This is a genomic window from Halorubrum hochsteinianum (assembly GCF_023702125.1).
In the GTDB taxonomy this organism is placed as follows: domain Archaea; phylum Halobacteriota; class Halobacteria; order Halobacteriales; family Haloferacaceae; genus Halorubrum; species Halorubrum hochsteinianum.
Map to the genome: position 1 here is coordinate 2,904,021 of NZ_CP098415.1, position 25,541 is coordinate 2,929,561.

Consider the following 25,541-nt stretch of genomic DNA (forward strand, 5'->3'; position numbering starts at 1 on the left):
TTAGTCCGTATATCCAAGCGCCTCTAATCGATCCGTAATCTCGGTATCGTTCAGATCAGTCTCAGACTCAACCGGCTCCTCGCTCAACACCTCTCGGCGTTCCTCTGCATCCACGACTAGCCACGGAACTTCCCGCAGTTTCGGTGTATCGAATCCCTCCATGTGGCCCCAGACTCGCGTCGTGAAGGGAAACACGCGCTCGCCGAGCATCTCCCTGTGATCCGAACTCACAACGGACTTTCCGGGGAGCTCCGTTAGGAGTTCGTCGATGTGTTGAAGCGCTATTTCAGTACTCTCGCTGTATGCCTGACGGATTTCCTCAATCGAAACGTCTCCCTGCTTGACGGCCCCCCAAATTTGGATACCTTCGTCGTGGTCGCCGTATCCCTGTAAATCGAGCCGCCCCCGAAGTTTCTCCGCTGTCTCACCGATATACGGTCGGTGTGGCTGCATGAAATGGACAATGAGTCGCTTGTCCGGGTAGCGTTCGTGTGCCTCTATAGCGGCTGTCACAACTTCATCTGGTTGTACGGTCCCGATCCGGTCGTCCCACCGGGTCGCGTGGGGGTGTTCGACATCGAAGAAGGTCCTCTCTGGGATATCCGTTGAAAACGGGTTCGCAGTTACGTAGACGGTGTCGTGGAGTTCTCGGCCGACGAAGTTCTCCTCGATGAACTCCCAACTCTTCTTGCCTCGCGAAGCCTTCGTTCGAAGTTCTCCATCGGCATCACTCAACTCCTCGAAATAGTCGTACCGACACGCGTCAAGCAAAATCAGATTATCCCAGTCCTCGTCCATTACGTCGATGCTTTTGTCGTCGTATCGCAAATTAGTGTACTTCCCGTACGCTTGGTGAATCGGCCAGCTCGCTAGGCGAAACGCTTCTCGAGCAATGAGCACTGGGTTGTTAACAGCCCGCTTAAAATTATCGAGCGTGTAGTGGTTCTTCATTTACTACTCACCTTGAGTGGTGAAAGAGAAAAAATCTACTTGTTCTTGTAGTTGATAACTATGTTCGATAACCAAGGTTTTTGAGCTTTTGTTCAGTAGATCGACTTACTTGGCCCGATTCTTCATTAATATCGACGCGGTATTCCGGTGAATATTCCTCGGTGTCTTTTCCCGTTGTGACACTCCAAGGTACCCTACGCAGACAATCTAATCTAGACGCACCTGGGTGTCCCCATTTTCCTCGTTCCCCAAGTGCTTGGCCATGGTCAGATGAAATGATGACACGTTCTGCCTCAAGATTTGATAGCAGCGTTTTGAGATTGTCCAGAACGTACCTAAGGTTACTCAGGTGTAGTTCCCAAAGTTCTTTTTGACTGTATCCCTCGCTGGCTAGGTCCTCTACAGATTTATCTATCCCGACATCATCAGGAATGAATGGCGGGTGAGGCTGCATATAGTGTAAAATGGTACGTTCAGGGTCGAGTTCACGATGAAGTGCTATTGCTCGGTCGGTGATCTCGGATGGTAAAACAGTAGCGTGTTCATTGCTCCATCCGTCCCGCCAGACTTCATTTAGATGTAAAAAGTCATCTTCATCAACCCATTGTTCTGTGTTTGGGTTTCCCGTTATATGTAAAGTAGAATTCATTTCTTCAGCATACTCCGGCTTAAATGTCTGCCGCATCCAGGCTGCCGAACTAGTTCCCGGAGTCATATGTTCTCCAACTCTACTTAAGTATTCGTATTCGGATAAGACAGAACGAAGCATGTCTCTACGGGTACAGTCCAGTAAAATTAGTACATCCCATTTTTTTTCGTAGATATTTTGCGCATTACGCCGAGCGATGGGACCGTAGTACTTCTCGTAGAGATATTGTCCAACTCCGCGGATTCCGAACTCTTTGAAATTTTGAACTATGGAGTTAGTTGTTCTCATAGAGCTATAGATCAGAGTGACAGAGCCAAGTACAAAGCGATTTCTACCCACGAAATGGTAGTATTCGAATAAACAGGTTCCATCCAAAGGCGGAGGAATTGAAGCCAACTTTTGATGGTGTCTGCTTTGTCATGATTAAAATTTGTGAACTGATTAGTTTGCCTTTTACTTCATGAAGCCACGTTCAACGCTATTCCGATTCTCATGTGTGAAGAGTTAAAATAGGGGACGTGACGATGGCAGATTGCCTGTAACCACGGCTCATCACCAATGAGAAGGATCGCATTGTCGATCTGATGTTTATATCATAGTTCTGATATAAACATTAAGAAATCGTATTTGTCCCGTTGGATACAGCCAAACGTGGAGCAGGCGGTTCGTGTTGAGATCGGAAACAGTGTACAGCCGATATCACTCAGTACCGAGCTGAACCTCTATCTTATTGACTGTAACGTGACTCCGATCGGCACCGTTTGTTAGCTGTAGATCGGACTTCTGTACCTAACGATGACGGTGTTCAGATAAGGTTTGAAAGTGAGGCGGTGCGTTTTCAAAGTGTTCTATGCCAGAAAACGACCGCCTCAGCGGCTGTTTAGACGAGATCAACTTAGAGTTTGTGGAGCGAGAAGCAACACCGAAGCTGTTGATGAAGCTCAGTATTCAGCTCCATTTGTCTGGACTATCGCTTTCGAATACTGTTTCGTTTCTTGAGGTATTCGGTGTTGATCGAGTTCGATCGACCGTTCATAACTGGGTTCATAAAGCCGACCTACAGCCGGAATCGGATCGGAACCCGAATCACGTCGCGGTTGATGAGACCGTGATTCAACTCGATACTGAGCAATATTGGCTGTACGCTGCTGTCGATCCCGAATCAAATGATCTGCTACACACACGGCTTGAACCGACGAGAAATAACGCGATCGCAGATCGGTTTTTCGCGGAACTCCGCGAAAAACACGACGTAGATGACGCGATCTTTCTCGTTGATGGTGCGGCTCCACTTCAGCGAGCCTGTCGTAAACACGGCCTCGATTTCAGATACGAACGACATGGAAATCGGAACAGCGTCGAACGTGTCTTTCGTGAGGTAAAACGCAGAACTACCAGTTTCTCAAACTGTTTCAGCAACGCCGAAGCAGAAACAGCAAACGAGTGGCTCAGATCCTTTGCCTTCGCATGGAATCAGCTTATCTGAACACTACCCTAACGATGGACGGTAGTCTAATTGCGGTCAACACCTCATTTCTCAAGAATTAGAACGTGTCCGAAAGATGTAATCTAACCAGCTGGACTCGGGTACCAAGCTTCATTCCCGGCTTATGTGTCTCTTTTCGCTCCAAGAAATTTAACTTGATACGACCGCTATCACCGCTGAGACGCTCGAACAATAGCATAGACAACTCAATCTTTTCACCGCCTCGTCCCTCGATCTTTGCGCAACACCGACTGTATAGCTCGCCTTAACGCTTTTGAGTGTGTAGTGGTTTCTCATCCCGATGATGAGGCAGGTTAGGCCATTTCAAAAGAAAAATTCCCCTAATTAACGTAGTGGTGATGTATTTCTGGGAGAATAGTACTGCGAGATAGAGGAACACTCTTTTGTTAGAGTTAGCTTCATACGAGTGGTATGGCTCCGACACATTTTTCATTTAGAAAACTCAGACGAAAACTACATCAAGACGGCATTAAAAAAACAGTTTGGGACTCCGCTGAGGCTTTCTACCGTCGTTCTCTATATCCGCATATATTTCAGATTCTATCCAAAACGAACAGACTTCAGGTTCTAGATGGAGAGTGTATCCGGAAAGTAGCAAATAATACTGTTGATATAGGTTTGGAAAGTCATGGACCAATGCATGAACTTGATGAGGGGTATATATTTTCGGCTACTGGATTGATCATGACTAAAGATAATAAAGTAGTTTCTCAGAGTGTAGGGTCTCCCGAGTTATCTGAGAAATTTACGATTGAATCTTTGGCTCACCAAGATTTCAGTAAAACTCCGGTTACCCCTAAACTACTCCGTTCTAATAGAGGACAAATATCTTATTCATATATCGATAAAAACGTATGTCCACTTATTCCTCGATACGATAACTACTATCACTGGATGATCGGGACCGTCCCAAAGATTCGATATATAGAAAGATACGAAGAAGCAGCAGATGAACCTGTGACCTATCTTTTACCTAATAACTCCCCTTCCTGGGTTCAAGAAACACTCTCACTTCTGGGTTATCCTATGGATAAGTTTCGGTTGGCACAATCACCCATCTACAAACCAAGACGGTTGATAGTTCCACCACATCCATTTCCTGGCCAAAAAGAGGATTACAGATGGATAAAACAGAATATATTCAATAACATAGATGGTACTAATGAGAGATCAACTGAGAGAGTATTTATATCACGAAACAAAGCTATTGGACGGCGGGTTTCGAATGAGAGTGAACTTATGGATGTACTATCGGATTATGGGTTTGAGAAATACTACTTAGAGGATCAAAATATTTCAGAGAATATCCGGCTGTTCTCCAATGCGGATGTGGTGGTTTCCCCACACGGAGCAGGGTTAACAGACATCATATTTTGTCAAGACACAACAATAATAGAGCTATTCGGGTCACAAAAAACCAATTCCTATGAAACGGTGGCAAATACTTTAGAAATTCCTTACCGTAAAGTCGATTGTGAGCCAGATTCAACCGATATTCTAGTCGATCTTAATGTAATTAAAGATACTCTTGAAGATGTTTTAGGTTCGTAGTTCGGAATGGGATAGCTGATCATTCATTAATCTAAAATTCTGCTCCGAATCAGATAATATCGTGTCTCGATTAGATGGCTGCTTGAATTTTAACTTAATTTCCTCATAAGGTTTGAAGCAAGGTATGTCTGCTCTATTCGCTAGCTTTGCCACCTTGGGGGAATATGCGATAGCAAGAGAGGGTTTATTATTTAGAATTGAAAACACAAGCGAATGATACCGCATACATATCATTCTGCTAGCATTTGATACTTGACGCAATGTGTCGTTAACGTCATATGCGTATGGGAAGGATTCAACATCATAATCTTCTACGAAATCCGAGTCAAAATGGTGGAAGGGAATATGTTTAACATTCCTGATTTTGGTTAATATATTTTTTATATTCTCTTGGTACTTTTCTTTAACCTCGTTTATTGACAATGAATTATTGTATTTGAGTTGGTGTCGAAATATCCTGTTCTTCTCCTCTTCAGACGAGATTCCTTTAACGGGTAGTGGTCTTAATGAAATCCCTGTATAATCTTGTGTTGTCGTGTTTGGTGTATCCAATTGAAAAGCTGGGCAGGCAAGCGAATGTACCTCTTTATCTGTTATATCCTCCAGAAGTTGCTTTGAACGCTGATCTCGAACGGTGACAAGTGAAACTTCTTTTATTTTGTTTCTGATTAGCTCTCTTAACTCTGGATCAAATACTGGGGAAACCCCAACGCCAACTATCATCGAGTTTTCATTCAAAAGATCGAAGTCTCGTTCAATTTTTTTTCTACGATACTGGTGGATAACCCCACCACCACCCAAAATCCGAACTGGAGAATTTATACCTCTGACATACCGAGAGAAATATGTCGCATCAAACCCGGAATTAGTTAACTTATCAACAATACTCTTGCCTATCGCTTTGTCACCCACGTTCCCACTTGCGTAAGATCCAATTACGGATATACCACTTTTTTTAAATAAGCAGCGAAATTGCATTTGAGATAGAATAGCCCCTTTCTGGAATTTTTTAAATGCCATATGGGCTTGATCTGGGACATCCATACGACCTGTGGAAGGTTTGGGAATAAATATTCTAGGGGTTGGATACGGCGGTGTTAAGTTAAGAACGAGGCGGCCGGTGTTTCGAATGCTCTATGTCCGAATCCAACCGCCTCGACGGCTGTACAGGATGGATCGACTTGGAGTTTGTGGAGCGTGAGCGGACACCCCACGAGATCATTGAAACCGGTATTCGACTCCATCTTGCCGGACTATCACTCTCGAATACCAAACAGTATCTTGAAAGGTTGGGTGTCGAGCGGAGTCGAACAGCAATTCACAACTGGATTCAAAAGGCCGACCTACAGCCAGTTGACGGTGCGAGCCCGAATCGCGTTGCGGTTGATGAGACTGCGATTCAGATCGATTCGGACAGATACTGGCTGTATGCTGCTGTAGATCCTCGCACAAACGAATTCCTCCATGTTGACGTATTTCCCGTCCAAAGCAAACAATTCACGCTGGTATTTCTCCGCGATCTTAGAGAGAAACACCACGTTGAGGATGCGCTATTTCTCGTTGATGCTGGCGGACACCTCACAGCAGCACTCTCACGAACCTCACTTCGATTTCAAATCACTCGTCATGGAAATCGGAATGCCATCGAACGTGTCTTTCGAGAAGTAAAACGACGGACCTCTTCGTTTTCAAATACGTTTAGAAATGCGGAGCCGACGGCAGCAGAATCGTGGCTCCGAGCCTTCGCCGTCTGCTGGAACCGATGCTTAAGTTAACACGACCGTTGGATACAGCTATTGTGTAAAAGAAGGGGTATCTGTGACGGTCAGTTATTTATAACCGTGCCTCACACTGCCTCATAATGGATATTTATCAATGGAACGTCGCACAGATTGGTAGTGAGCCAACAGGAACGGCCAAATATGAACACGCTCTATCGCAGAATCACTCGGATATCGACGGGATTGAGGTTCATCAAATAAGGCGGCACGCTGAGGGATTTATGAGTACGATGCCCATTTCGTGGCTACTCCAATACAGATGTCACAACGCTGACCTCGTACACGCTACGTTCCAGACGGTTGCGCCTGCGGCTTTCGTTCATCGCCCAGAAAACTTTGTCGTGACTATTCACGATCTCGCGCCACTAGTGTACCCGAGTGAGGTTCGTGATATATCTCTTCGCCTCCAGTGGCAGTTGACGCCGCGGGCACTCAAATTGTCCGACAAGATAATCGCGATTTCAAACTACACCAAACAAGAGATTCAGCGCTTAACGGACATCTCTGGGTCAAAAATAGAAGTCATTCATCAGGGCATCGACCACAGTCATTACAGACCGTTAGAGCAACAAAAGGCCCGAGATAGGTTGGGACTCAGCCATCAAGACACCTTCGTGTTAGTCGTATCTTCCAGTTTGGAACACAAACGAATGGAGGAGGCAAAGCCAATTCTGGAAGCAGTAAGAGAGAAGCATCCTGACGTGAAGCTGCTGAAAGCCGGATACGGAGAGGAGCTGACGGGGGAACACGTGGTCAACACAGGGTGGATCGATGAAGATGATATGCCAGCCTTGTACAGCGCCGCAGACGTATATCTTCACCCGTCAGAGTATGAGGGGTTCGGGCTGCCCGTGCTTGAGGCAATGGCATGTGGTACGCCGGTCGTCGCCAGAGACGTGGCCAGCATCCCGGAGATCGTCGGTGATTGTTTCGACCTCGTTTCGCCGGATGCGCACCCTGAGGAGTTTGCCGATGCGATTTTCTCTAACTTGGATGTGGACTTACCGTATAGAGATGCCGTTGAGCGAAGCAGACACTTCTCGTGGGACAAGACGGCACGAGAAACTGCTGATGTGTATCGTAGTCTTCTGGACTAAGCATCTGCCCGTAGAAGTGAATGCCTGTTATCGATATCCCAAGCGCTTCAACCTCTTCTCAACCTCTTCCGGGTCGTAATCTCTCTGCTGATACTCGTTAGGAGTGATTGTAGCGTTATCTGTCGCTGTCGTTTCAACCCAGGGGACGCGACGCATTGAGGGGTGATGAACACCTCGACTGTGATCCCAGAGAAAACGTTCGCCCAGTGAGTTACCGTGGTCGCTGGTAATGGCCACCTTCGGAGCGTCGACATTGTTCAGAAGATTCTCAACCTCTTCTAGAACGTATCTCAGGTTTTCGACAAATCCGTCTTCTATATCTTCTTTTGTTAGTTCTCCAGCGAAGTGTTTCCGGTACATTTCATAGCCAAGTGACCACTCCTCTGCCAGTTCTACTTCTGTTCTATCGCCGGTGTGCTTAAGAAACGGCTTATGTGGTTGCATATAATGAACGATACACTTCTTCCAGTTATTGTCTCGAGTAGCCTGTATCGCTCTGTCGGTCACCACATGCGCTGGGGGTGCCGGAAGTTCGTCAGAATATCCCTTATAGTCGTTCACATTGTCAAAATACTTAAAATTCTGTTTGTCCATCCACTTGGCGTGATGGTTTCCAGTAATATAGACTGTATCTGAAAGTATGTCGCCATACGATTTGTCGAAGGTGTTGTCGATCCATTCGTCAGAGTGCCCACCCACCGAATAGATACTACCAACCGATTCGATAAACTCGAAATCGTCGGCAACACGCTCTACCCATTCTGCCCGACATGCGTCGAGGACGATAAGTAGATCCCAGTCTCGCTCCCAGACAACAGTCGGAGACTCACCGGAGACAATATGACGATAAATCAGCTCAGACGCTAATAGTGGAACTCCGTGCCACCCATAATTTTGTATAGGTCGAATCGGACGAGCAGCCTCCTCTAGTATTAGACTTGGATCCCTAACAGCTTTTTTTAGATTATTCCAATTATATCTGTCCCTCATCTGACTCCACACGAGCGCATGTCACACATTCGTACTTCAAAATCCCTGCGACGGCGTAAAACCGTTACGGGAATCTAATTGATGTCACGTTCTACTGTTTGAGTGGCGATTACGCTGTCGCCCTTACCGGAAGTTGTATATTTACTGGTTTAATTTGTAAGCATAATGGGGTTGCTGAAGCGGACCATATCTGCTGTTCGTGATCAGGGACTTATATACGTAGTACGCGAAGCGCTACCTCACATCCACAATCATTACATACGGGAACGCCTGTGGAGGAAAGAAAAAGTTTTGAACGGAATCAAAACCCGCTCCCACCGCATTGGGGACAACATTGTGCCTTGGCAAGCAGGACACCCTGACCCAGATCTCTACGAAGCAGCAATTATTGATAGTTTACGAGACCATGTACGGAATGGAGATAGCGTACTGATTGTCGGCGGCGGATGGGGCGTTTCAACGGTAGTAGCAGCCAAAGAAACAGGTGAAGCAGGAAACGTCCATACATACGAAGCTTCACCAAAATACTCTGGATATGTTCGCGAAACTGCGGCATTGAATGATGTCCAAGATACAGTGACAGTTACGAACAAGGCAGTATCTCACACAGTGTCTACCTTCGGAGATGACAATTCGGCTAACCCGCTACATCCGTCAGAGCTAACAGAATGTGACGTACTCGAACTAGATTGTGAGGGTGCTGAATTATCGATTATTTCGAAGATGGATATCCGGCCACGGACTATTATCGTCGAAACACATGGTGTCTACGATTCCTCAACTGAGGAAATAACGGAAATTCTCAATGAGATAGGTTACATAGTACAGTCGGTGGAGTTGGCGGAACGCGGTAATCTGGAGTCAATGTGCCGCAATCAGGACGTCCGAGTGGTCGTTGCTATTAGGGGAGAAATATGTTAAAATTTCTGAAAAACACACGAAGTAATTCTAACACCCAAGTTATTGATAAACGAATCGCCGTCGCGCACTGGGGCGAACACGCCAACGGCGGCGGCGACCGACTCGCATGGGAATTGTCTCGGGTGTTCTCCGACGCGCCGTTTTACGTGGGATACCGCGATGCCAATATTGAACCCGATGACATCGAATCGACGCAGCTCATTACGGGTCGGTTTCTGGAGCGGGCGCTGGAACGCGGCGGGATAGCTCGACAGTTCGCACACCTCTTAGGGTGGCAGTTGGCCGAGCCACTTCGCGAGTACGACGTGCTGGTCACGTCGGGAAACGAACCGTTGTTCTACGTCCCGCCGGACGACCAGGTCTGGGTGGCGTATATCCACCACACGAATCGGCGACAGTCCGATCAGATCGCGGAAGTGGCATCGTCACGCGTCCGCCCGCTGAAGCTCCTGTTGTACTACGCGATGCGGGTCGCGTACGATCACAACACACACAAACCGGACCGATTCGTCGTGAACTCGGAGATCGTAAAGCGCCGTGTGGTCAGATACTGGGGAGTCCCCGAAGAGAAGGTGGCTGTCGTGTATCCGCCGGTAGCGACAGACGAGTATTCACCGACCGAGGAGCCGACCGGCGACTACTACCTAACGCTCTCACGCCTCGACTGGCACAAGGACATTGACGGGATAGTCCGAGCATTCAACGAGTCGGGCCACCGACTGGTCGTGGCCGGTGACGGGCCTGAACGCGACCGACTCGAATCGATCGCCGACGAAAACGTCGAATTTGCCGGATTCGTGTCGGAAGCACAAAAACGAGAGTTACTCGCGGGAGCGAAAGCGTTCGTGTTCAACGGTCGCGACGAAGACTTCGGGATCGCGCCGGTGGAAGCACTCGCTTCGGGAACGCCGCTACTCGGTGTTAAGGAAGGAATGACGCAGTATCATGTTGTCCCCGGAAAGAACGGCTATCATCACTCACGATCGGGAGTTCCTCAGTCGATCGTCGATTCCGTGGAGAGGTTCGAATCGCAGGGAGTGTCGTGGGCTCCAGATCGGATCGCGGAGTTCGCCGATCGATTCTCCGTGTCGGCGTTCCACGATCGAGTTCACGAGGTCGTCGAACAGACCATCGACGAAACGGATGTTGAACCAGACTGGTACGCGGACCTCGCGTGAGGATGAATCAGGCGTTCGCCTTCTCCACTAATTCAGGAGTCACCATCGCGTACAGATACCCCAGCCCGACAGCCATAGTGAACGCTCCGATCGCCCCGAGTTGTGTCACCGCCGCCGTCGACGGCGACCGAACTAATCCCTCTATCCGCCGCGGCACTCGGTCTGTCAGCAACCACTTCAGGTAGTCTCCCTTCGCGTCGGGCGCGTCCGGATACAGGAGGTCCATCACACGTTTGGAATACCCTTGCCAGAACGACCGGTACAGGAGCCACCGGAACTCCCCACGGTACTCGAATAGCGTGTGATGAACGACCGCATCCTCGGTGTACACCATTCCCTGTCCAAGCTCTTCCAATAGGCGGATTCCCACCGGAGCCTCGTGCGCCTGAAGGTGTTTGTCGCCCTTTCGACCCGTTTTCGGGTCGTATCCGCCGACTTTCAGAAATGCCTCTCGCCGATACGAGATGTTCGACCCGTACGTGTTCCGGACTTCCTCGCCGTCCTCAGCGAACCCCGGTTCAACGCAGCCGACGAGCCAGTAGAACTCTTCAGGGAAGAAATCGGGGCGTTCGCCCTGCCAGTTCGGCCGTACATCACCACCAGCAGCAATCGCATCAGTTTCCTCGTACACCGCAACGAGGTTCGCAATCCAGTCCTCCTCGGCCACACCGTCGTCGTCGATGAACGCGACGATTTCGCCCGAAGCCAACTCCGCGCCCTCCGTCCGACTGTACGAGATTCCGCGGTTCTCGTCGTTGTCGTGAATCACGACGTTTTCACGATTCCCAAAGTCGTCGACTGCGTGCTCGTACACCTCGGGATTTCCGTCGATCACCAACACGACCTCGATCGGGTCGTACGTCTGCGCGAGGGCGCTCTCGACGGCTTCGGTGAACACGTCGTAGCGCTCCATCGTGTACGTACAGACGACGACGGAGACCTTCATTGGACTCAAATTTCCGCCCGGATCAATAAGGATTCTGAACGCGTCGTCGGGCGGTATATAACAAGCCTTATGGAGGTTTTGGTGTTCACCACGTACAATGAGCGCGCAAACAGACACCGACGAGGACGGAGAGCGGTCTGCTCTCGACGTCCTCCAACGGTGGTACCACGTCCCGCTCCTCCTCGGGGCCGTGGCCTTCATGCTGTGGACTCGCCTCCGGTCGTACGGCAACTTCACTCAAAACGGCGAAGTGTACTTCCGCGGCAACGACCCGTGGTACCACCTCCGCGAGACGACGTATCTCATGGAGAACTATCCGAACACGCTCCCGTTCGACCCGTGGACCGGGTTCCCAGTCGGCCGAAGTGCCGGCCAGTTCGGGACGCTCTGGGACCACATCATGGCGGTGGGCGTCTGGATTGCCCGTCCGATCATGGGCAGCACCGAGGAAGTCATGCTCGTCATGGCTCCGATCGCGGGCGCACTCGTCGCGATCCCGACGTACTTCATCGCGCGCCGGTTCACCGGTCGCGTCGCCGCGCTCGGCGGGGCCATTACTCTCGCGCTCCTCCCCGGAACCTTCTTCAGCTACTCGCTTGTCGGCTTCCCCGACCACAGCGCAGCCGAAGTCCTCTTCCAGAGCATCGCCGTCCTCGCGTTCCTCGTCGCCTTCGCCGTCGCAGAGTGCGAGAAACCCGTCTGGGAACTCGTCGTCGACCGCGACTTCGAGGCCCTGAAACGCCCCGTCTCGTACGCGGCCGCCGCCGGCGTCGCGCTCGGGCTGTACATCTGGACGTGGCAGCCCGGCGTTCTCCTCGTCGGGATTACCGGCATCTACCTCGCGGTGAAACTCACGAGCGACGTCTACCACGGCCGGAGCCCCGAACCGGTCGCGTTCGCCGGTGCGGTCGCGATGACCGTCACGGCTGTGATGCAACTGATCGCGCTCGACACGTTCGGATTCAATACGACCGCCTACTCGCTCCTCCAAGTCATTCTCCCGCTCGGCGTCGCGATCGGCGCGGTCTTCCTTGCGTGGCTCGCCCGCGAGTGGGAGGCGCGCAACCTCGACGTCTCGACGTACCCGCCGGCTGTCGGCGGACTTATCGTCGCGTCGGCGGGCGTCGTCTGGCTCGCCATCCCCTCGCTGTGGTCGACGCTCACCGGGAACCTCCTCAACTTCGTCGGGTTCAGCTCCAGCGCCACCTTCCGGACTATCGGTGAAGGAGGCCCGCCGCTCCAGGACGCCACGTTCACGAACTTCGTCCTCTCGCAGTACGGGCTCGCCTTCTTCCTCGCGCTCGCCGCAATTCTCTATATCCTCGCGCGCCCGCTGTATCGCTCCGACGACACCAACCACACGCTGTACATCCCGGCCGCGCTCGCCGTGGTCGGCTCCGTCTACGCGGTCCCGCAGGCCTACGACGCGATCGGCGGCGTCGTCGGCGTGAGCTGGCAGGTGGTCGGGCTCGTCGTCGCCGCGGCGTTCCTCGTCGGGGCGACGTTCCTCGTCGAGTACGACGCCGAGGAGCTGTACTTCGTCGTGTGGGCCGCGTTCATCGGGAGCGCCGCGTTCACCCAGTCCCGGTTCAACTACTACCTCGCCGTCGTGGTCGCGGTCGGGACGGCGTACTTCCTCCAGGTCGCGCTCGACGCCTTAGATCTCACGTCGCTCGACGCCGTCCGCGACATCGAGGGCTGGCAGGTGCTGACCGTCGTCGCGGTGCTCGCCGTCCTCCTCGTTCCGCTCGTCGGCGTCGCCACGCCGGTCTGGACCGCCGGCAACTCCAGTAACCCCGGCAGCGTCGTCCAGTGGGACGAGAGCCTCCAGTGGATGAACGACGAGACGCCCCAGCCGGGCGAACTCGAGGGCGCGGACAACGCGATGGACCCGTACGACACCTACGAGCGACCCGCAGACGGCGACTTCGACTACCCCGAGGGAGCGTACGGCGTCCAGTCATGGTGGGACTACGGCCACTGGATCACCACCCGCGCTGAGCGCATCCCGAACGCGAACCCGTTCCAGCAGAACGCCGGCGAAGCGGCCGACTACCTGCTCGCGCCGAGCGAAGAGCAGGCGGCCGACGTGCTCGCGAGCCAGAGCACCGAGGGGAACCAGACCCGCTACGTGATGGTCGACTGGCAGATGGCGTCGCCGAACTCCAAGTTCAACGCGCCGGTTACCTTCTACAGCGGCAACGAGACGGTCCGCGACTTCAACGAGCTGCTCTACCAGCGCGTCCAAGGCCAGAACGGCCAGCAGGGCGGGCTTCGGGCCGCGATCCAGACCCGCACCCAACGCTATCACGAGAGCCAGATGATCCGGCTCTACCAGCACCACGGGAGCGCGGTCGAACCCGATCCGGTGGTGTTGGACTGGGAGCCGCAGACGGCCGAAACGCAGTCCGGCGAACAGGTCGACATCAAGGTCCTCCCGAGCGAGGGACAGCCGGTCCAGCGGTTCGACAACCTCTCGGCCGCCCGGTCGTACGTCGAGGAGGACGGCTCGGCGCAGATCGGCGGCGTGATGGGCGTGCCCACCGAGCGCGTCGATGCGCTCGAACACTACCGGCTGGTTCACGCCACGCAGGCTCCCGGCCGGTCGCCGTACGCGCAGCAGGCGCACATCCTCGCCCAGCGGTTCGGCGTCGACCTCCAAGCGACGTTCGGCGAGTCGCTGTTCGGCGCGTTCAGCGACGATTTCGTCAAGACGTTCGAACGCGTGCCGGGCGCGACCGTCGAGGGCTCGGGCGCAGAGCCCGGTCAGGAGGTCGAGGCGACCGTCGAGATGCGGAAGCCGAACGGGCAGACGTTCGAGTACACGCAGTACGCGACCGCGGACGAGAACGGCGAGTTCGAACTCACGCTCCCGTACTCGACGACGGGCTACGACGAGTTCGGCCCCGAGAACGGGTACACGAACACGAGCGTCCGCGCGACCGGTCCGTACAACGTCACCACCGCGCAGACGACGGGTGAGGACCTGTACACCACCGAGCAGTTCGGGCAGGTCGAGGTGACCGAAGGGCAGGTCGTCGGCGAGGACGACGCGACGGCGACCGTCGAACTCGAAGAGCGGATCGTCGACTGCCCGAGCGGCGACCCCGCGTGTCCCGTCGACGACGGGGGCGACGAGGGCAGCGACGGCGGCGACACGACGAATTCGACCGACTCCGCGAGCGTGTTCGGCGCGGCCGAGCCGGTGACGGCGGTCGACGCCGCGAGCGCGACGGCGACCGGCGACGCCTCCGCCTGAGTCCGGGCCGTTAACTACCGCCGCACTGTTTTCGACGCATGGACGACCCCCGCGACTGGCTGGCGCTGTACCTGAAAGGCGTCGCCATGGGGAGCGCGGACGCGGTTCCCGGCGTCTCGGGCGGCACCATCGCGCTCATCGTCGGCATCTACGAGCGACTGATCGCGGCCGTCACGGCGATCGACCCCGGCAGAGTCCGCCGCGTGCTGGCGGGGGTCCGGCCGGGGAACCTCGCGGACGCGCGGGCCGCGTTCTGCGAGGTCGACGGCGCGTTCCTGCTCGTGTTAGGGGCGGGCATCGGCACCGCAGTCGTCGCCGTGTTGAGCGCGGTGAACTACCTGCTCGCGACGCGGCCCGTCGCGACGTACGGCTTCTTCTTCGGGCTGATCGCCGCCAGCGCCGCGGCCCTGCTGGGCGACGTCGACCTCGGCACGCCGCGCCGGAAGGCCGCCGCGCTCGCCGGGTTCGCGCTGGCGTTCCTCGCCTCCGGGGTCGCCTCGACGGGCCTCGGTAGCCCGTTGCCGCTCGTGTTCCTCGCGGGCGGGGTCGCGGTCAGCGCGATGGTGCTGCCGGGGGTCTCCGGCTCGCTGCTGCTCGTCGTCCTCGGTCAGTACGAGTACATGTCCGGCGTCGTGAGCCGGTTCGTCGACGGGGTGGGCGCGCTCGCGGTCGGGAACGGTTCCGACGCGCTCGTCGAGACGCTCCCGCCGGTCGCGGCGTTTCTCGCCGGCGGCGTCTGCGGGCTGTTCACGGTCGCGCACGCGGTCCGCTACGCGCTCGCGAGGGCGCGCGCCGCGACGCTCGCGTTCCTCGTGAGCCTCGTCGTCGGGGCGCTCCGCGCGCCGCTGGTGGAGGTGTCCGCGCGACTGGCCGAAAGCGGCGAGTCGTGGCGCGCGGCCGCGCCGCGGTTCGCGCTGGCCGCGCTCGTCGGTGCCGGGCTCGTGGCCGTTCTGAATCGGTACTCCGCGACCATCGAGTACTGAGCAGTGGGTCCGGTCGCGGTTACGAAGGGAAAGCAGGTCACAGTCCGTCTGTCGTCAGCACCCACCGCTAAATGGGTGGCATTGTCGGTGGACCCGGTTCTGGCCAACCCTACAGTGAACAGAAGAGAGAGCCCACGACAGTCGTGGGACGAAGTCAAGCTGGTTCGGTCCGGAACCGAGTGATCGCGACATCGGTGACGTCGTCGTAGTCGTCGTCGGCACCGACCAAGAGCACCCCGTCGACGTGCGCTGCTGTCCCGAGTGCAAAGGCATCACCGAGTGCTGGCGAGTAGCGGAATTTGAAGTCGGCTGCCAACGCCCATGTCTGTTCGGTGTCGACGCGACGGATGCCACTTTCCTCGAGGACGTCGACGACGGCATCAGCGCGCTCCTCGCCGTCGATCGCCCGCACGATGTAGTGGATCTCGGCAAGGTTGGCCGCCGAGATGTAGCCGTCTGCTGCGCCTTCGATGGCGTCAACGTACGTTTCGACGGTGTCGCTCCCTGGTTCGTTACAAAAATAGGCGATGAGTGGTTCGGCGTCGAAGACGATCGCTTCGGGAGTCCTAGCCCCGTCCGTCATGCGTCAGCCTCGTCGTCACCGGCGTAGCGCTGCCGCAACTCTTCTTCACTGGCTTTGTCCGCTGTACGTTCCTCTTGGAGGCGCTCGGTTGCTGAGCGCCCCTGCTCGTCGGTTTTCCCTTCCAGAACCCCGCGCAGGTCTGTAACCGAGTGGATGGGGCGAACAACGATGTCGCCCTCTTCAGTCCGAATGAACTTCACACGGCCGGGCGTGTCGATACCCAACTCCTCACGGAACTCCTTCGGGATTGTGGCTTGCCCGCGCGACGATACGGACACCACTTTTTCAGACTCTGCCTCACTCATACTATTTTCTATTATTACTTTTGTTCAGGCCTATAAAACACCAGCGTTGAATTAGGTAGTTAATATGTAAGATCAGTCATTGATTCGCCGGTCTCGAGTGTACGGCTCGTCGTGGATCTCTGACTCGACACCTGAAGTGGCTCGCAACGCCTTTTCGGCTCCCAGTCGTACGCCCGACCGACATGGTCCAGACCGAATCCGAGTCCGAACTCGACCGCGGCGACACCGCCCCCGACTTCGAACTGCCCGGCGCGGACGGGGAGACGCACGCGCTCGACGAGTTCGAGACGGACGCGCTGCTCGTCGTGTTCACCTGTAACCACTGCCCGTACGCGAAGGCGAAGATCGACCTGCTGAACGAGCTGGCGGCCGAGTACGACGACCTCGCGGTCGTCGGGATCAACCCTAACGACGCCGACGAGTATCCCGAGGACTCCTTCGAGGCGATGCGTGAGGCCGTCGCCGACGGCACGGTCGCGTACGACGCGTACCTCCGGGACGAGACCGCCGAGGTCGCGGCCGCGTACGACGCCGTCTGTACGCCCGACCCGTTCCTGTTCGGTCGCGCGGACGGCGCGTGGAGACTTCGCTACCACGGCCGCCTCGACGACGCGCTCAACCCCGACGACGAGGCGACCGAGTTCTACGTCCGCGACGCGGTCGACGCCGTCCTCGCGGGCGAAGAGGTCGACATCCCCGACCGCCCCTCTCGGGGCTGTTCGATCAAGTGGCCGGACGCGTAGGGGACCGGCCGCCAGGCCCGAACCGGATCCGCGTTCCGACGGAGACGGGTTAACAAGGGACCGGCCCGAACGGCTTCGCATGAGCATGAAAGGCGACGACCCGGACCTCCACGAGATCGATCGGTACGACGGCGGCGTCGGTTGGATCGCGTACCCCGACGAGACGATGGAGCGCGCGAGCCACGCGTTCGCGGTACACAACGAGGAGAGCGACGAGGACGACGTGTGGGTCGTCGACCCGGTCGACGCGCCCGGCGTCGACGACCTGCTCGCCGAACTGGGCACCGTCGCCGGCGTCGTGATCGGGCTCGACCGCCACGTGCGCGACAGCGACACCCTCGCCGCGCGCCACGACGTACCGGTGTACGTCCCCGACTGGATGACCGGCGTCGTCGGCGACCTCGACCCGGAGGTCGAAGTCGAGCGGTTCGGCTCGCGGCTCGCCGACACCGGCTTCGAGGCGGTCCGGATCCGCGACTCGTCGGTCCCGCCGTGGCAGGAGGTCGGGCTGTTCGACGGCGAGACGCTGATCGTCCCCGAGTCGGTCGGCACGGGATCGTACTTCCGGGGGGACCGAGAGCGACTCGGCGTCCACCCAATGCTCCGGCTCACGCCGCCGACGAGCGCGCTCTCGGGGCTGAACCCGGAGCGCGTCCTCGTCGGCCACGGCGTCGGCGTCCACGAGCGCGCCGCGGTCGCCCTCGAAGACGCGCTCTCGAACTCTCGGAGCAAGGCCCCCGGGCTGTACGCGAGCACGCTCCGGTCCGCGCTGCCGTTCTGACGCGACTCGGCGGCGACCGAACCGGTCGGGCCGTGCGTGCCCTTTTGTCACCCCGAACCGTAGGAGGGCCGACTAGTGATCTACGTCACCCGCGACCTGTTGACCGTGCTGCGGGAGCGCGCCGCGAGCGAGGACCCCGACGAGGTGAACCTCCGGCTCTCGGCGACGCCCGCCGGCGAGTTCGAGACCGACCTCGGGCTCGACCCGGAGACGCCGGTGGTGACCCACTTCACCCTGCCGTCCGTGGGGGGCTCGGTCAGCTCCGTGTTCGGCGTCGACCTCGGCACGCCGGCCGGCGAGGGGGGCGCGCGGTTCGTCTCGCACCCGGACGGCTTCCTCGGGGTGTCGCGGACCGACGACCTCGCGGGCGTGGTGTTCGTCGCTGTTCCCCCGTACGACGAGGACTCGGTCGCCGCCTTCGACCGGTCCGGGGACGGCGTCGAACTCGCCGTCGTCGACGCGGTCCCGCCGACCGAGTCCGTCCCGGAGTGAGAGAACAGGGGTTTCAAGCCGCCGGAGGAAGTAGGCCGCGGCGATGGCAGCACGGCCACCCGGCGGCGGCGATACCGACGAGCCCGAGGCGATCGAGTTCGGCATCGCGGCCCTCGACGCCCGGATCGACGAGGCGGAGGTGTCGTTTCCCGCGACGGCCGCGGAGCTACGCGACGCGCTCGGCGACCAGTCGATCCCCTACGACGCGCACGGACGGTCGCTCACCGTCTCGGACGCGCTCGACCGCGTGCCGCAACGGGAGTTCGAAAACGAGACGGCGCTTCTCAACGCGCTCTATCCGGTGTTCGACGAGGCGCGCCGCGAGGAGCGCGGCGTGATCGCCAGCCTGCGCGACGCGCTCCCGTTCTGAGACGGGGGACGAAAGGGCGGATCGATCGAAAGTACCTATCTGGGTTCCGAGCGGGCGACGTCCTCGGCCGCCTCCTCCTCCGGTTCGCCGGCGTCGTACCGCTCGATCACGTCGTTGACTAAGACGATGTCGCCGACGGCGCGGACCCAGCGGTACGGGACGATGACGCCGGTCGAGCCGCCCACCTCCCCGGCGAACAGCTCGTGGTTGAGCTCGGCGAGCGCGAGGCCGGTCACGGCGCGGGCGTCCAGATCCAGCTGGATGTCTTCGATCTCACCGACGAAGACGCCGTTGCTGGAGTACACCTCGCGGCCGACGAGCGACGTGATCTCTTCGGGGGCTGCGTTCATACTCGATACGGTCACGAGCGCGCCTAATAAGCGTTCGTTGTCGGACGACGCGCGTCGGACGCTCCGTCGATTCGCGGGTCGGACCTCGGGTGCTTCACCGGTCGCGTGACCGTCACTCTCGCGGGGCGATCACCTCGATGGGGTGCATCGGCGTCGACTCCAGCAGGGCGTCGAGCTGTTCGGTACAGGACGTGCCGGGCGCGACGACGGTGCGCTCGGTGTCGCCGAACTGCTCGCGGAGCGGCTCGCCGACGTCCATGCTCAGCTCGTAGTAGTCGGTCTTGTAGCCGAACGAGCCGGCCATCCCGCAACACTCCGTGTCCGAGACGCGCACGTCGTAGCCGAGCCGTTCGAACGTCGCGGTCGCGTACTCGCCCACCTCGACGGTGCGGGCCTGACAGTGCGGGTGGTACGCGAGCCGCCGGCCGGCCGCGACCGGCCCGGTCCCTTCGCTGGGCGCGCGCAGCGCCGCGGGGTCGCCGCCCGCCTCCAGCAGGCCGAACACGTACTCCATCGCGTCGTAGCTCGCCGCCGCGAGCCGCTCGTGGGAGTCGGCCGGGAGGAACCGCTCGTACTCGCGGCGGAACGTCGCGAGGTCGCTCGGCTCGATCACGACCACGTCGCGCCCGGCGTCGAGGTGGGGTGCCAGCCCGGCGTACACGTCCTCGGCCGCCGACTCGGCGGTGGCGACCATCCCCTGCGAGAGCGGCGGCCGCCCGCTGCCGGGGAGGTCGGGGACCCGGACGTGGACCCCAAGCGCCTCCAGCGCGCGGACCGTCGCCTTCCCGCGCTCGACGTCGACGTAGTTCGTTGCCGTGTCGGGGTAGACGACGGCCTCGCGGTCGGCCTCGGCGGGCGCGACCGACGAGCCGCCCCGGGCGTCGAACCACTCGACGAGCGACTCGCGGGCGAACTCGGGCAGGTCGCGGCGGCGATCGATCCCGACGACCCGCTCGGCGAGCGCGCGCGCCGGACCGAAGTTCGCGAGGCGGTTGGCGACCGGCGCGGTCCTGTGTCCCCACTCCGCGAGCGTCGCGTAGTTGCCGACCAGCCGGGTCGACAGGTCGAGGCCGCCCGGCTCCTCGTCGGGGACCAGCTCTTCGAACGCCCAGTCGAGCTGGCTCGGGTCGGCCTCGCCCCGGTTGATCCGGTCGCGGACCGCGGTGTTGATCCACGGGATGTCGATGCCGACCGGACACGCCGGTACACAGCGCGAGCAGCCGGTACAGAGGTCGTTGAACTCGGCGGCGGTGTCGAGCCCCTCGACGCCGGCCTCCCAGCCCGTGGCGATGCCGCCGGAGTACGTCTCGCCGCCGAACGCGTGGCCGCCGACGCTCTGGAAGTTGCCGCAGGCGTTCGAGCAGGCCGAACACCGGATGCAGTACAGCGTCTCCTTCAGCGTCTCGTCGTCGCGCATCGCCAGCCGCCCGTTGTCGATCAACACGAGGTGGAACTCGCGGTCGTCCGCGGAGCCGTCCGCGAGCGGCTCGCCGTCCGCCTCGAAGTTCGGCACCGGCGACGCGACGGGCGGTGTCAGCGTCGAGATGTAGGAGGTGACGTCCTGGCCGGTCCCCGAGCGCCCGATCAGCTCGACGAACGGCGCGAACTCCTCGACGGTCGGCACGAGCTTCTCGACGCCCGCGACCGCGACGTGGGTGTCCGTCGCGGTCACCGTCTTCCGGGCGTTGCCCTCGCTGGTGACTAGCAACATGGTCCCCGAGTCCGCCGCGACGAAGTTCGCGCCGGTCATCCCCAGCTCGGCGTCCTCGATCAGCTCGCCGAGCCGCTCGCGGGCGAACATCGTGAGCTCCTCGGCGGTCTCGGGCGGGTCGTCGAGGTCGAACCGCTCGGCGAACAACTCGGAGATCTCCTCGCGGGACTTGTGGATCGCCGGCGCGACGATGTGCGAGGGCTCCTCGTCGGCCAGCTGGAGCACCCACTCGCCGAGGTCCGTCTCCAACACGTCGACCCCGTCGGCCTCCAGCGCCGCGTTCACCTCGATCTCCTCGGAGGTCATCGACTTCGACTTGATCGCGCGCTTGGCCCCGCGCTCGGCGGCGACCTCGCGGATGTACCGGTTCGCGTCCTCGGCGTCGTCGGCGAGGTACACCGTGCCGCCGTTCGCCTCGACCGACTCCCGCACCTCGTCGATGAGGTCGGGGAGCCGCTCGATCGCGTCCTCCTTTATCGCCCGCGCCCGGTCTTTCAGCGCCTCGTAGTCGTCGAGGCGACCGGTCGACTCGTAGCGCCCCGCGTTGAACCCGCGGGTGTTCTCCGCGACCGCGTCCCCCTCGGTCGCCAGTAGCTCGCGGATGCGCCCGGCCTTCGTCTCGCGGTCGAGGCCGTCGGCCGGCTCGGTCGCGGCGTCTCCGGTCGAGTCGCCACCGGCGGTCTCGCTACTCATCGGCCGCCACCTCCGCGTTCTCGACGGCGTCGCCGTCTTCCCCGCGTAACAGCACGACGTGGACCTCCTTCGGGCCGTGCGCGCCGTGGACGAGCCCCCCCATGTCCGCGGTCGCGCTCGGGCCGGTCGCGAACACCACGTCGGTCGACTCGTCGCGGGCCCGCGGACCGAGCCACGCGAAGGCGTCGGGCACGTCCGGCACGAGGTCGGCCTCCCGGAGGACGACGACGTGCCGGTCGACGAAGAGGCTCACCGGCTCCGTCCCGTCGGCGTCGGCCTCGACCGCGACGCTTCCGTAGCTCGCGATCCCGAGCGACGCCGCGGTGACGCCCGTGTGCGCGGCGCGCAGGTCGGCGGTCGTCGGGTCGGTCTCGACGCGCTCCGGCAGCGACGCCGCCGAGTCCGCGAGCGCGTCCGGTCCGGACCGACCCAGCGGCACCCCGACCGCGGGCTCGCCGGCGGCGGCGTCGACCAGCGACGCGCACGCCGCCGCCGGCCCCTCCGAGACGGTGACGCCGAAGTCGTCGAGTCTCCCCGTGAACGTCGACGTGTCAGCAGTTGCCATGGGAATCGGTTCGACGGCCTCCGTGTTGGGTGTTGCGGCGGGATCGGAGGTGGCTTTTTCATCGCTCGACCGTGAGAGAGTCACATGGCGACCAACCCGGAGCCGGACCCGACGGACGGCGGGGACTTCGACTACGCCGGCGGTGCCGTGGAGCGGCCGGACCTCGTCGACGCGCTCGACCGCCGCGTCGACGGGGACGTGCGGTTCGACGACTACTCCAAGCGGCTGTACGCGACCGACGCCTCGGCGTACGAGGTCACCCCGATCGGCGTCGTGATCCCGGAGTCGACCGCGGACGTGGCGGCCGTCCACGAGTACTGCTTCGAGGAGGGGATCCCCGTCCTCCCCCGCGGCGGCGGCACGTCGCTCGCGGGCCAGAGCGTCAACGAGGCGGTCGTCCTCGATCTCACCGCCGAGATGGACGCGGTGATCGAGACCGACCCGGACGCGGGGACCGCCCGCGCGCAGGCCGGCGCGTACGTCGGGGACCTCAACGCCGCGGTCGAGCCGCACGGGCTGAAGTTCGCCCCCGACCCGGCGTGGCGCGACAAGTCCGCGCTCGGCGGGGCGATCGGGAACAACTCCACCGGCTCCCACTCGCTGAAGTACGGCAAGACGGACCACTACGTCGAGGAGGCCGAGGTCGTCCTCGCTGACGGCACCGTGACGACGCTCGGCGAGGTCGCGGTCGATGACCTCCGGGTGTCCGCCGACCCCGACGCCGACGACCTGTTCCCCCGAATCCACGCCGAGATCGTTCGGATCCTCGACGAGGGGGCGGCTGAGATCGACGAGCGGTACCCGGAACTGAAGCGGAACGTCTCCGGCTACAACCTCGACCGCCTGCTCGCAGAATACCGGGGGGAGTACGGGGAGGAAGGCGTCGTCAACCTCGCTCGGCTCATGGCCGGCAGCGAGGGGACGCTCGCGACGGTGACGGAGGCGACCGTCTCGCTCGTCGAGATTCCGGAGACGAAGTCGGTTGCGCTGCTGACCTACGACGACCTCCTCGACGCGATGGAGGACGTGGCGGCGTGTCTCGAACACGACCCCGCCGCGGTCGAGGTGATGGACGACGTCCTCCTCGGCCTCGCAGCCGACACGCCGGAGTTCGCCGACGTGGTCGGCATGCTCCCCGACGGCACCGACTCGGTGCTGCTCGTCGAGTTCTACGCCGAGAGCGACGCGGAGGGGCGTCAGAAGGTCGCCGACCTCATCGCGGACCGCGTGGGCGTCCGAGATACGGCGGCCGAGCCGGGCGACGGCGCGGCCGAGACCACGAGCCAGCCGCGGCGCGCGGTCGACGCCTTGGAGGCGCACGACCCCGACGAGCGCGACCGCTTCTGGAAGATGCGGAAGGCGGGCCTCCCGATCTTGCTCTCGCGGACCACCGACGAGAAGCACATCTCCTTCATCGAGGACTGCGCGATTCCGCCCGAACACCTCCCCGAGTACACGCGGGAGTTCCAGCAGATCCTCGAAGACAACGACACGTTCGCCACCTTCTACGCGCACGCCGGGCCGGGCGTGCTCCACATCCGCCCGCTGATCAACACGAAGGACGTCGACGACGTCGAGGCGATGGTCGACATCGCCGACCGCGTCACCGACGCCGTGGTCCGGCTCGGCGGCTCCGTCTCGGGCGAACACGGCGACGGTCGCGCCCGCACCCAGTGGAACCGGAAGCTGTACGGCGACGGCCTGTGGGAGGCGTTCCGCGACCTGAAGACGGCCTTCGACCCCGACTGGCTGCTCAACCCGGGTAACGTCTGCGGCGACGTCGACATGCGGGAGAACCTCCGGTTCGACGCGGAGTACGAGTACGACGCGGGATTCGACCCCGCGATGGAGTGGGCGGTCGACAACGGGATGCAGGGGATGGTCGAACTCTGTCACGGCTGCGGCGGCTGCCGCGGCCCGCAGGAGACGACCGGCGGCACCATGTGTCCGACCTACCGCGCCGCCGAGGAGGAGATCCAGTCCACGCGCGGCCGGGCGAACATGCTCCGCGGGGCCATCTCCGGCGAACTGCCCGACGACCCGACCGACGACGAGTTTGTCACCGAGGTGATGGACCTCTGTGTCGGCTGTAAGGGGTGTAAGGTGGACTGCCCGAGCGGCGTCGACATGGCGAAGCTGAAGGCGGAGGTGGAACACGCCCACCACGAGGAGCACGGGCTGGACCTCCGCACCCGACTGCTCGGTCGGTTCGAGTCGCTCGCGCCGCTCGCCTCGAAGTTCGCCCCGCTCTCGAACCTCCCGAACAAGCTCCCCGGGAGCGGCCTCATCGCGGAGAAGGCGCTCGGGATCGCGCGGGAGCGCGACCTCCCGACGTTCCGCTCGGAGACGCTCGTCGACTGGTTCGAGGCCCGCGGCGGGGCGAGCGTCCCGCGCGAGGCGGCGGACCGCGACGTGCTGCTGTTCCCCGACGTGTACACCACCTACACCAACCCCGGCGCGGGGAAGGCCGCGGTGCGCGTGCTGGAGGCCGCGAACTGCCACGTCGAGATCCCCGACGTGGACGGCAGCGGCCGCCCGCCCCACTCGAAGGGGATGCTCGACGTGTCGCGCGCGACGGCGAGAGACGCCGTGGAGGCGCTCGCGCCGCGGGTCCGGGACGGCTGGGACGTGGTCGTCGTCGAGCCCTCGGACGCCGTCATGCTCCAGTCCGACTACCACGACCTGCTCGACGGCGACGCCAGCGACGTGCCCGACGCCGACGTGGCCGCCGTCTCCGAGAACGCCTACGGGGTCATGGAGTACGTCGACGCCTTCCGGCTCGACGAGTCGCTCGCGCTCGACGCGCCCACCGAGTCGCTCACCTACCACGGCCACTGCCACCAGAAGGCGACGAAGAAGGACCACCACGCGGTCGGCGTGTTGCGGCGCGCGGGCTACGGGGTCGACCCGCTCGACTCCTCGTGTTGCGGGATGGCCGGCTCGTTCGGCTACGAGGCCGAACACTACTCGATGAGCGTGGCGATCGGCGAGACCCTGTTCGAGCAGGTCTCGGCGAGCGACGGCGACGGCCTCGTCGCGCCGGGCACCTCCTGCCGGACGCAGTTGGAGGAGGGCCCAAGCGAGGTGCCGGAGCCGGACCACCCCGTCGAGAAGCTGGCGACCGCGCTGGCGTAG

23 protein-coding genes are annotated in these 25,541 nt (G+C 60.0%); 13 read left to right on the forward strand and 10 right to left on the reverse strand.

Going from position 1 to position 25,541, the window contains the following annotated elements; translation table 11 throughout:
* Window positions 1-951 (reverse strand): alkaline phosphatase family protein, encoded by a 951-nt coding sequence (locus tag NAF06_RS14670; RefSeq protein WP_239638723.1) that lies wholly within the window; start codon window positions 949-951, stop codon window positions 1-3.
* Window positions 952-1,009: 58 nt separating this feature from the next.
* Complete coding sequence (locus NAF06_RS14675; RefSeq protein WP_008586455.1) at window positions 1,010-1,888, reverse strand: alkaline phosphatase family protein; 879 nt, start codon at window positions 1,886-1,888, stop codon at window positions 1,010-1,012.
* Window positions 1,889-2,450: 562 nt separating this feature from the next.
* On the opposite strand from NAF06_RS14675, the gene NAF06_RS14680 reads away from it, so the two are divergent.
* Together NAF06_RS14680 and NAF06_RS14690 are read left to right on the forward strand one after the other, a co-directional pair.
* Window positions 2,451-3,086 (forward strand): IS6 family transposase, encoded by a 636-nt coding sequence (locus NAF06_RS14680; RefSeq protein ID WP_251106145.1) that lies wholly within the window; start codon window positions 2,451-2,453, stop codon window positions 3,084-3,086.
* 432 nt (window positions 3,087-3,518) lie between these two features.
* Window positions 3,519-4,658 carry a glycosyltransferase family 61 protein gene (locus tag NAF06_RS14690; RefSeq protein WP_080507169.1) on the forward strand — a complete coding sequence of 380 codons (1,140 nt, stop codon included), beginning with the start codon at window positions 3,519-3,521 and terminating at the stop codon, window positions 4,656-4,658.
* Here the strand turns inward: NAF06_RS14690 and NAF06_RS14695 are convergent.
* The gene (locus tag NAF06_RS14695) at window positions 4,647-5,702 is read right to left on the reverse strand and encodes a polysaccharide pyruvyl transferase family protein (RefSeq protein ID WP_080507168.1); all 1,056 of its coding nucleotides are present in this window, start codon (window positions 5,700-5,702) and stop codon (window positions 4,647-4,649) included. The two genes, NAF06_RS14690 and NAF06_RS14695, sit on opposite strands and share 12 nt — an antisense overlap.
* A gap of 92 nt (window positions 5,703-5,794) precedes the next feature.
* Here NAF06_RS14695 and NAF06_RS14700 point away from each other — a divergent pair, with 92 nt between their 5' ends.
* Complete coding sequence (locus NAF06_RS14700; RefSeq protein WP_008586413.1) at window positions 5,795-6,433, forward strand: IS6 family transposase; 639 nt, start codon at window positions 5,795-5,797, stop codon at window positions 6,431-6,433.
* Window positions 6,434-6,669: 236 nt separating this feature from the next.
* Complete coding sequence (locus NAF06_RS14705; protein WP_239638722.1) at window positions 6,670-7,536, forward strand: glycosyltransferase family 4 protein; 867 nt, start codon at window positions 6,670-6,672, stop codon at window positions 7,534-7,536.
* A gap of 27 nt (window positions 7,537-7,563) precedes the next feature.
* Here NAF06_RS14705 and NAF06_RS14710 read toward each other — a convergent pair whose 3' ends face one another.
* Window positions 7,564-8,526, reverse strand: a complete 963-nt coding sequence (locus NAF06_RS14710; protein WP_008586408.1) for an alkaline phosphatase family protein — start codon at window positions 8,524-8,526, stop codon at window positions 7,564-7,566.
* A 165-nt stretch (window positions 8,527-8,691) separates the two neighbouring features.
* Here NAF06_RS14710 and NAF06_RS14715 point away from each other — a divergent pair, with 165 nt between their 5' ends.
* The gene (locus NAF06_RS14715; RefSeq protein ID WP_204365289.1) at window positions 8,692-9,447 is read left to right on the forward strand and encodes an FkbM family methyltransferase; all 756 of its coding nucleotides are present in this window, start codon (window positions 8,692-8,694) and stop codon (window positions 9,445-9,447) included.
* A 122-nt stretch (window positions 9,448-9,569) separates the two neighbouring features.
* Window positions 9,570-10,625, forward strand: a complete 1,056-nt coding sequence (locus NAF06_RS14720) for a glycosyltransferase (protein ID WP_008586404.1) — start codon at window positions 9,570-9,572, stop codon at window positions 10,623-10,625.
* Window positions 10,626-10,632: 7 nt separating this feature from the next.
* On the opposite strand, the gene aglG is transcribed toward NAF06_RS14720, so the two are convergent.
* A complete protein-coding gene (gene aglG / locus NAF06_RS14725; RefSeq protein WP_008586402.1) occupies window positions 10,633-11,571 on the reverse strand; it encodes a glucosyl-dolichyl phosphate glucuronosyltransferase in 939 nt (312 codons plus the stop codon).
* A gap of 97 nt (window positions 11,572-11,668) precedes the next feature.
* Here aglG and NAF06_RS14730 point away from each other — a divergent pair, with 97 nt between their 5' ends.
* Together NAF06_RS14730 and NAF06_RS14735 are read left to right on the forward strand one after the other, a co-directional pair.
* Window positions 11,669-14,830 (forward strand): oligosaccharyl transferase, archaeosortase A system-associated, encoded by a 3,162-nt coding sequence (locus tag NAF06_RS14730; protein ID WP_008586400.1) that lies wholly within the window; start codon window positions 11,669-11,671, stop codon window positions 14,828-14,830.
* A 38-nt stretch (window positions 14,831-14,868) separates the two neighbouring features.
* Window positions 14,869-15,813 (forward strand): DUF368 domain-containing protein, encoded by a 945-nt coding sequence (locus NAF06_RS14735; protein WP_008586398.1) that lies wholly within the window; start codon window positions 14,869-14,871, stop codon window positions 15,811-15,813.
* 154 nt (window positions 15,814-15,967) lie between these two features.
* Here the strand turns inward: NAF06_RS14735 and NAF06_RS14740 are convergent, their stop codons facing one another.
* Complete coding sequence (locus NAF06_RS14740) at window positions 15,968-16,396, reverse strand: PIN domain-containing protein (protein WP_008586396.1); 429 nt, start codon at window positions 16,394-16,396, stop codon at window positions 15,968-15,970.
* Window positions 16,393-16,701: an AbrB/MazE/SpoVT family DNA-binding domain-containing protein gene (locus NAF06_RS14745; protein ID WP_008586395.1), complete on the reverse strand. Its 309-nt coding sequence runs from the start codon at window positions 16,699-16,701 to the stop codon at window positions 16,393-16,395. Before NAF06_RS14745 ends, NAF06_RS14740 begins: the two co-directional genes overlap by 4 nt.
* A 182-nt stretch (window positions 16,702-16,883) precedes the next feature.
* Between NAF06_RS14745 and NAF06_RS14750 the strand changes: the two genes are divergently transcribed.
* From NAF06_RS14750 to NAF06_RS14765, 4 genes are all read left to right on the forward strand, one after another.
* Window positions 16,884-17,444: a thioredoxin family protein gene (locus NAF06_RS14750; RefSeq protein WP_008586393.1), complete on the forward strand. Its 561-nt coding sequence runs from the start codon at window positions 16,884-16,886 to the stop codon at window positions 17,442-17,444.
* A gap of 85 nt (window positions 17,445-17,529) precedes the next feature.
* Entirely contained in the window at window positions 17,530-18,225 is a 696-nt protein-coding gene (locus NAF06_RS14755) for a hypothetical protein (protein WP_008586390.1), read from the forward strand.
* Between the two features lie 75 nt (window positions 18,226-18,300).
* The gene (locus NAF06_RS14760; protein ID WP_008586388.1) at window positions 18,301-18,717 is read left to right on the forward strand and encodes a JAB/MPN domain protein-containing protein; all 417 of its coding nucleotides are present in this window, start codon (window positions 18,301-18,303) and stop codon (window positions 18,715-18,717) included.
* Between the two features lie 43 nt (window positions 18,718-18,760).
* The gene (locus NAF06_RS14765; protein ID WP_008586386.1) at window positions 18,761-19,087 is read left to right on the forward strand and encodes a DUF5789 family protein; all 327 of its coding nucleotides are present in this window, start codon (window positions 18,761-18,763) and stop codon (window positions 19,085-19,087) included.
* A 35-nt stretch (window positions 19,088-19,122) separates the two neighbouring features.
* Here the strand turns inward: NAF06_RS14765 and NAF06_RS14770 are convergent, their stop codons facing one another.
* The 3 genes from NAF06_RS14770 to NAF06_RS14780 all read right to left on the reverse strand — a co-directional run bounded on the left by NAF06_RS14770 (window position 19,123) and on the right by NAF06_RS14780 (window position 22,406).
* Complete coding sequence (locus NAF06_RS14770) at window positions 19,123-19,437, reverse strand: PRC-barrel domain-containing protein (protein WP_006628481.1); 315 nt, start codon at window positions 19,435-19,437, stop codon at window positions 19,123-19,125.
* 112 nt (window positions 19,438-19,549) lie between these two features.
* On the reverse strand, window positions 19,550-21,841 hold the full coding sequence (locus NAF06_RS14775) for an LUD domain-containing protein (RefSeq protein ID WP_008586384.1): 2,292 nt from the start codon (window positions 21,839-21,841) through the stop codon (window positions 19,550-19,552).
* Window positions 21,834-22,406: an LUD domain-containing protein gene (locus NAF06_RS14780; protein ID WP_008586381.1), complete on the reverse strand. Its 573-nt coding sequence runs from the start codon at window positions 22,404-22,406 to the stop codon at window positions 21,834-21,836. Before NAF06_RS14780 ends, NAF06_RS14775 begins: the two co-directional genes overlap by 8 nt.
* A gap of 84 nt (window positions 22,407-22,490) precedes the next feature.
* Between NAF06_RS14780 and NAF06_RS14785 the strand changes: the two genes are divergently transcribed.
* Window positions 22,491-25,541, forward strand: coding sequence for an FAD-binding and (Fe-S)-binding domain-containing protein (locus NAF06_RS14785; RefSeq protein WP_008586379.1), 3,051 nt, complete (start codon window positions 22,491-22,493; stop codon window positions 25,539-25,541).